This is a genomic window from Allorhizocola rhizosphaerae, assembly GCF_003426775.1.
GTDB lineage: Bacteria > Actinomycetota > Actinomycetes > Mycobacteriales > Micromonosporaceae > Allorhizocola > Allorhizocola rhizosphaerae.
Genome location: NZ_QJUG01000015.1, coordinates 52818 through 60110 on the forward strand (window position 1 = coordinate 52818; position 7293 = coordinate 60110).

Annotated in this window: 10 protein-coding genes; all 10 read left to right on the forward strand. The window is 65.3% G+C overall.

Features of this window, described 5'->3' with window-relative positions; all coding sequences use genetic code 11:
* The first annotated feature begins 167 nt into the window (after window positions 1-167).
* The 10 genes from DM816_RS04965 (at window position 168) to DM816_RS05010 (ending at window position 7070) form a co-directional block, all read left to right on the forward strand.
* On the forward strand, window positions 168-371 hold the full coding sequence (locus DM816_RS04965; RefSeq protein WP_117208874.1) for a hypothetical protein: 204 nt from the start codon (window positions 168-170) through the stop codon (window positions 369-371).
* Window positions 368-700 (forward strand): hypothetical protein, encoded by a 333-nt coding sequence (locus DM816_RS04970; RefSeq protein WP_117208863.1) that lies wholly within the window; start codon window positions 368-370, stop codon window positions 698-700. The genes DM816_RS04965 and DM816_RS04970 overlap by 4 nt, the downstream gene beginning before the upstream one ends.
* Complete coding sequence (locus DM816_RS04975) at window positions 697-957, forward strand: hypothetical protein (RefSeq protein WP_162907123.1); 261 nt, start codon at window positions 697-699, stop codon at window positions 955-957. Before DM816_RS04970 ends, DM816_RS04975 begins: the two co-directional genes overlap by 4 nt.
* Window positions 958-1090: 133 nt before the next feature.
* The gene (locus DM816_RS04980) at window positions 1091-1876 is read left to right on the forward strand and encodes a P-loop nucleotide/nucleoside kinase family protein (protein ID WP_162907124.1); all 786 of its coding nucleotides are present in this window, start codon (window positions 1091-1093) and stop codon (window positions 1874-1876) included.
* Entirely contained in the window at window positions 1836-3002 is a 1167-nt protein-coding gene (locus DM816_RS04985; RefSeq protein WP_117208866.1) for a radical SAM/SPASM domain-containing protein, read from the forward strand. Before DM816_RS04980 ends, DM816_RS04985 begins: the two co-directional genes overlap by 41 nt.
* An 81-nt stretch (window positions 3003-3083) precedes the next feature.
* Entirely contained in the window at window positions 3084-3521 is a 438-nt protein-coding gene (locus DM816_RS04990) for an NUDIX hydrolase (RefSeq protein ID WP_246001565.1), read from the forward strand.
* 17 nt (window positions 3522-3538) lie between these two features.
* Complete coding sequence (locus tag DM816_RS04995) at window positions 3539-4438, forward strand: carbohydrate kinase family protein (protein WP_162907125.1); 900 nt, start codon at window positions 3539-3541, stop codon at window positions 4436-4438.
* Entirely contained in the window at window positions 4435-5112 is a 678-nt protein-coding gene (locus DM816_RS05000) for a hypothetical protein (protein WP_246001567.1), read from the forward strand. The genes DM816_RS04995 and DM816_RS05000 overlap by 4 nt, the downstream gene beginning before the upstream one ends.
* A 498-nt stretch (window positions 5113-5610) precedes the next feature.
* The gene (locus DM816_RS05005; RefSeq protein WP_117208868.1) at window positions 5611-5892 is read left to right on the forward strand and encodes an NUDIX domain-containing protein; all 282 of its coding nucleotides are present in this window, start codon (window positions 5611-5613) and stop codon (window positions 5890-5892) included.
* Between the two features lie 332 nt (window positions 5893-6224).
* Window positions 6225-7070, forward strand: a complete 846-nt coding sequence (locus tag DM816_RS05010; protein WP_117208869.1) for an SAM-dependent methyltransferase — start codon at window positions 6225-6227, stop codon at window positions 7068-7070.
* The last annotated feature ends 223 nt before the right edge of the window (window positions 7071-7293 follow it).

The window sequence follows — 7293 nt, forward strand, 5'->3', positions numbered from 1 at the left end:
CTTGTCCAGACGCATTGCCCGATCGAGTGGCCAGGTGGCAGCCGCAGTCTCAACTGCCACAACGAGTTTCCCTGCCACAGCAACGGGTGGGCGCACGAAGTCTTGATACCGCCTGGGCGGACACAGCAAGAAATCCTGCAACTCGATCTCCGGACAGGACCATGGTCATGACCATCATGATGAAGGATGACCGGCCCGACGAACTGTCCGAGGCCCGCTCGATCTTGCTGGTACATCAACCAGAAGGCGCCGACGGCGGATTGTGCCGAGGTTGTTACGAGTTCGCGTGTCACTTCGCATGGTGGCCATGTCCCCAGGTGCGCTGGGCGCAAGCGCTGATCAGCGCCGAGAACGAAGGTAGGCAGGTATGAAACTCCAGGTCTCGCCAGTGTTGACGACTTATGACATTGCACGGCAACGGGTTTACCAAGCGCTGCTTGCCGAGGCAGGCCGTGACTGGACAGTCGCGATCATGGTCGAACGGCTGCCCGACGTCGCCGTCAACGACGTACGCACAATCCTGCACCTGTTGCTAGGCGACGGCCTCGTAGACATCGAACCTGTTGCCGGGCAATGGTCGCTGACGCTGCGGCTGACTGGTGAGGGCGAGCAAACACTGGGCGCCATCCTGCACGACTGGGCGACTGACAGCACATGCCAGGCCGCGTCGGTGCCAGCGGGAGGACGGAATGCGCAATGACAGCAACAACATTGACAGCCCGCGGGGTGGCTTCGACGGAGGCGCTGCGCAATCCGCGTGCAGCATTGCGGACCATCGAGGCGCACCTGCGTTCGGACTCCGGCGGCAGGTGCGTCACCTGCGGCTCGATGTCGCCGTGCCCGCAGCTCAACCTCTGCTATGCCGGGCTGGTAGGCACCAACGTGTTACCCCGTCGGGAACCGATGGCTCTGCTCGACGAGCGTCCCACGTTCAACGCCTTCGGCGACCCAACCTGAACGACCCTATCGGCCGTCCCGAGCTCTTAACACACACGCGGGGTGGGATGCCGGGTAACTGCCCGCACGGAGCTGCGTACCGCGCGGGCAGCACACACCACCGTAATCGCAAGGGAGGCAATAGATGCCAGGCGTGATCGCTAGCCTCACCCTCAGAGCGCAACGGATGCGCTGTGCAGAAGGGCCGGTACTCGTCGCGGTCATCGGTCCGCCGGGCGCGGGCAAAAGCACGGTCGTCTCCCACCTGACCAAGCCGGGGGGTGTACCCGTGTTCCGGCTACGCGAGATGATCCGTTCTCACCCGCAATTGCTGGCCGACTTCGCCCCGAGCCCTGACCCGCTGGGCTGGGTGGGTCTTCAGGCCGTGTGGCGGGTCTTGCACGCTGCTTTCGTAGACGGTCTCTTTGATGTCGGAAGGGGGCCGGTGGTACTGGACAACTTTCCCGGCACGGCCGGCCAGCTGGAGCTTCTCGCCGAGATCGCTGACGCCGTGGGTGCACAGGTGGCGCTGCTGGAGCTGCGGGCTTCGGCGACAACGCTTGTCCTGCGTGTGGCGCAGCGGCGGGTGTGCCTGGCATGTAGCCCCGACTCGCATGCTCCAGCGGTCGCCAGCGAAACCGACAGCAAGCGGTGTGCCTCTTGCGGCGCAACGCTTTCCCGCCGGTTCAGCGATGTCCCCCGGCTGCACGGGCTGCGCCTGGCCCGATACAGCGCCAACCTGCCTGAGATCACCGAGCTTGCCGCCGAACGCGGCATCCCGCACCAGCGGGTGGACGCCGACCTTGCCATGCCCGACGTGCTCGCCGCCGCCAAACGTGCCTTCAGCCTGCTATCTGCTTGTGCCTCAACCGATTCCACCGATCCCTTTGGAGCCGACCGTGACCGCCGTCGCCTTGCCGATGCCGACGCTGCGCCGTGACCGCCAAGCGCTCACCGACGCGTACGGCAACGCCCGCCTGCCCGCCTCCGCCCACGACGCCGCTCCCGAACGAGTGGACAAGATCCCGTATGGACGGTTCCGCAACGTCTACCTCTACATCACCGAAGCCTGCCAACTGCGCTGCGAGCACTGCTACATGGGCGAACGCCTGGAACGCGCTTTGAAGATGCCCTACGAGGCAGTGATGAACACGCTGACCACGTGGCGGCAGATGGGCGGCTCGAAGCTGACCATCCTCGGCGGCGAACCCACCCTGCACCCGGACTACATCCCGATCATCCGCAACGCCAAAGCGCTGGGCTACGAGCACGTCATCACCACCAGCAACGGGCTCGGCCCGGCGGCCAAGAAGTTCGCGCAAATGCAGCCTGAGGACTTCTCCTATGTGCAGATCAGCCTCGACGGTGGCAGCCCGGCCAGCCACGACCAAGTGCGCGGCGAAGGCACCTTCGAGCAAGCGCTCGACACAGTCGCCGCGTTGTGCCGGCGCGGATTCGACACCCGCATCATCTGCACTGTGAACAAAGCCAACCTCGGCGATTGCTTGAACCTGCTCGATATCGCCGACGAGCTCGGTGTGTCGCTGGTCAAGTTCCACGTGTTCTCGGTCATCGGCTCCGGGCACGGCGCGGCAGAGTGGGGCATCCAACCGGCTGAATGGATCGGCTTCTACGAGCACCTGGAACAGGTCGGGCCGGGCCACAAGACGCGGATCTGGTACCAGCCCACCTACGCCCGCCGCGAGCGCATGGCCGGATACGCCGCCGACGGTTACCGGGGCTGCATCGGACGGACCCTGGACCGGATCTCGATCTTCCCGGACGGGCGGGCCTACGTGTGCTCGTTCCTGTTCGATACCGACCTGCATTTCGCGAACATGGTCGATGGCCAGGTGGTCCTCAACAAGGAGGCCAACGAGTTCGACCTGTTCACGAAGGTGCTTCGCGACGCGTCCTGCGGATCGTGCAAGGTCGCCAGCGCGTGCATGGGCGGTTGCCCGGCCGAAGAACTGATCATGGGCCAAGCCTCGTGCACGGCCGAGCCGGACATCGTGCCCGTGTGCCGGTTGTGGAAAGCCGACGTGCCCACCGGCCTGCCGAACTGACCAACCAGGATCGAACTGCCGAGAATGTGGAACGGCTGGGAGCGCTCGCCCCAAACGAAAGATGTTCATCAACAAGGAGCTATGATGGCCCGCTATACCTCATGCATCGACCTGCACCTAATCCTGCGCGACCCGCAAGGCCGCGTGCTGCTCGGTCAGCGGCAGAACACCGGCTGGGCCGACGGCCTGTATGGGCTGCCGTCCGGGCACCTGGAAGACGGCGAATCCGCCACCACTGGGACGGTGCGCGAGGGCGAGGAGGAGACCGGGGTACTGATCAAGACCGGCAATCTGCGGCTCGTGCACGTGATGCACCACCGCACCGACTCCGGGCGCATGGCCCTGTTCTTCGAAGCGTCCGATTGGTCCGGTGAGATCACCAACACCGAGCCGGACAAGTGCGCCGGATGGGCCTTCCACGACCCGTCCCAACTCGATGCCCAGATCGTGCCGTACATCGGCAAAGCGTTGCAGCACATCGCCTCCGGCGAGTTCTACAGCGAAGGCGGCTGGTCTTAGCCATGACGAGCACAGCGATGGGAACCGACCTGGCCTGCTTCGGCTATCTCGCCTACGCGCAGGTCACCGCCGTGGCCGCCTACCCGGCCGCCAACAGCGGAGCACAGGTGGACCAGGTCTTCCCGTCGCTGGCGGGCGACGCACCGCTGTGCGCCTTGACCGCCCGCCGCCTCGGCGTCTCGGCGCACCTGATCAGCAACCGGGTCAGCCTCGACCCCGCCGGCCAAGCCGTCCTCGATGCTCTCGACACGGCTGGCGTCACCCACCACGCGGTGCCCACCGAGACCGGCGGCCTCGGCACACCGCAGCTGACCATCATCACCGACCAAGCCGGAACCCGGACATGGTTCGCGTGGCTCGGCAACGCCGTCGACCAGCTCGCCACCGTCGACCTCACCCCGCTCACGGCGGCGCGGCTGGCCTACATCGACTGCTACCGGCTCATGGACTCCGCCGCCGCTGCCGCGATCACCGCCAGCCGGGCGCCACTGCTGCTCAACCTCGGCGGCGACCCGCTCTCGGACGCCATCGCCAACGCCGCCGCACAGCGGCACATCGCCTTCGTCCAAACCAACCTTGACGAACACGCCGCCGACCACGCCGAAACCCTTGCCGCACAACTGTTCGACCGACTCAACCCCGAAGCGGTCGTAATCACCCTCGGACGGCTGGGCGCGCTCGGACACACCGCCACCGCCACCTTCCGCACCAGCGCACCGCAGGTGCCCGTACGCCACACCCACGGAGCCGGAGCCGCCTTCTCCGGCGGTCTAGCCCACGCCTACCTGACCGGAGCCACCGCCTGGCAGGCCATCCACGCCGCCTGCCTGGTCGGCACCGCCCACTGCGCCACCACCACGGTGCACATTCCGCGACAGCGCCTCGACTCCCAGCCGATCAAGGAGACCCAGCCGTGACCACCACCGCCACCACGACCGGCCTACCCGGTCTGTTCACCCCGCTCAAAGCCCTGGACTGGAACGACCTCGCCGCCGTCACCGCCGCATCCACCGGCGTCCTCGACCACCTGGCCACCAACCGCCGCCTGCTCGGCAACCTGACCGCCGCCGTCCTCAACGATCCCCACCTGGCCGGGCTGTGCGAGCACTACGACATCCTCGACAAGATCGTGCTCCACGACGACCCAGACGGATGGCGGCTGCGCCTACACGTGTTCCTCGACGGCTACTTCGACCGGCCACACAACCACCGCTGGACCTACACCAGCCACATCCTCACCGGCTCATACACCCATACCCTCTACGGCACCGACCACGACTTCACCGACGCCATCGAGGTCTCTGCCTTGACGCCTCGCCTCGTCCGCACCGAGGAACCCGGCGACACCTACACGCTGCACCACAGCATGATCCACTCAGTGACCGCACACGGCGAAGCCGTCACGCTCATCGTGCGCGGACCAGCCGTCAAAGACCGATTCGTCGTCACCGACCGCGCCACCGGTAAAGCCTGGTGGCAACACGGAGCCGCGACCGAAACCCCCGAGGCCGCCGCCGCCAAACGCATGAGCGGCAACCAGCTTCGCGACCGCATCGCCAGGTTGGACGCCAGCGGCCTGTTCAGCAACTAGCAGGCCAGCCACCCGGCACTTGCAGGAAGGCCAAGCAACGACGCAATCGGTGCCTGCCGCGTGGGAATCGCGGGTCCTCCCGCTGGGAAGTGTGAGCGCAATCCGGGCCGACGGCATCTTGCCGCGCGGTCTGGCCACAATGGGTTGCGACCTTGCACCCCAGTATCGGGTGATCGGGCGGACCACAGCGGCACAAACCCCTTGCCGCACAGCCAAATTCGCCCACCAGCGGTGCGGGCCCTGTTCCGCTAAGGCCCAACCCCACTGCGGCGCAACGCTGAGCCGCGTAAGCGCGGAAAGCTGCCAACTCAGACCACACGAATCGGTCTGGCGCGGTCGAGATGACATCGGATGACATGGATGGCGATGCGTCCGGGCATGCCGGGCGCAAGGCGTACCGGCACTTTGTGATCATCGAATAGCCCTTCGTTCGGCACCGGTTGCCTACGGGAAGTGTCCTCTCACGCAATTCCGCTTGTGACGTGGAAAGATCGAAGAATGCGGGCAGCAGGCATTCTGCTCGTACGCCCAGACGGATCAGTGTTGTTGCAGCTACGCGACGACCAAGCCCCAACCGACGCGAACCGGTGGGCGATCCCCGGCGGGCTGGTCAACTCCGGTGAGCGACCAAAAGATGCCGCACGGCGCGAGATCCACGAGGAACCGGGCTCACCATCGACGCCGAACTCACGCTCTTCTGGTCCGGCACCACCGCCGACGGTAAGATCACCGCCTACGTGTACTGCGCCGCCACCGACGCCCGCCCAGAAGACATCGTGATCGGCGAAGGTCAAGCCATACAATTTGTGCCTGCGGGCAAAGTGTCCGGCCTTGAGTTTGCCGGCGATACCGCACCCGTCCTCCTCGATTTCCTGTCCTCTAAACACTTCCGACAACTCGCGCCCAAAGCGCCCGCGGGGACATGAAGGCCCCACAGCACAAACCAATATCAGCAGTCGTCGTGGCCAGCCATGGGTGAGGATGCCGTAGGTGCAACCCTTGGCGGTGACTGAGCCGCACGATCACGCCAGTCGGGAGATCCCAGCGCCATGACGGGCAAGTGCCACGAAATCAGGTAGCGCCGCGGACACCGCCAGCCCTACCTTCAGCTCATGTCCACGTTCGACACCGATGCCTCCGTCCGGATCATGACCGGATACTTCGACGACTTCGCCGCACAAGAGATGGACCGGCTCGCCAAGGACGTCGTCGGCAGGGTGTCATATGAGCTTCACCGACGACTGCTGCTGCGCCACATCAAAAAAGGCGATCGAGTCCTGGAGATCGGCGCTGGCCCGGGACGATTCACGACGGTAATGGCGCACGCAGGGGCGCGTATCACCGTCGCCGACATCTCACCCGTGCAACTTGACCTCAACAGGCAGACCATGCACGACATCGGGTGCGCCGACGCGATCACCGAGTGGACATTGTGTGACGTGCGGGATGTGACCCGATGGCGGCGCGGCGACTTCGACGCGGTCGTGGCCTTCGGTGGCCCCATCTCCTACGCGTTCGATGATGCCCAGCGTGCCACCGCCGGACTGCTCCGGCTGCTGGAGCCGGGCGCGATCGTGCTGGCCTCCGTCATGAGCCTGCTCGGATCATTTCGGATCTACGCACCGAGCCTGCTGCGGCTGTACGCCGAAGGCAGCATCTCCATCGACGACATCGAGACCGTTTGGCGCACAGGCGATACCAGACACCAGCCCGGCCAGGTTCACGTCTGTAAACTGTTCCGTGCCCACGAAGCCGCCGCGATGTTCGAAGCTGCCGGTGCCACCGTGTCAGAAATCCTGGCCAGCGGCTGGTCAGTGCACCATCCCGCAGAAGCATTTGCCGCTATTGAAGCCGACCCGCATGCATGGCAACGTTTTATCGACATTGAAGAGGAGTCATGCCGCACGCCGGGAGCTCTGGACGGCGGGACACACATACTGCTCTGCGCTACCGTGTGACCCCGCCTCAGCGAGGACATCACCGAATAGCCCAGACGTCGAGAATGCTGCTGCCCGGTAAGTACCGTCCCAGTGCCTCGAGGGTCTGTTTCAGTAACGGTGTTTCCGGCGGATCTTCAGTAGTTCTCGGCGGCCGGGAACCGGTCACCGAACGTGATGGCGAAAGCGTTGAGGACTGGCTTCCAACGCACCGCCCATCGGGTCTTGCCGGTACCGGTCGGAT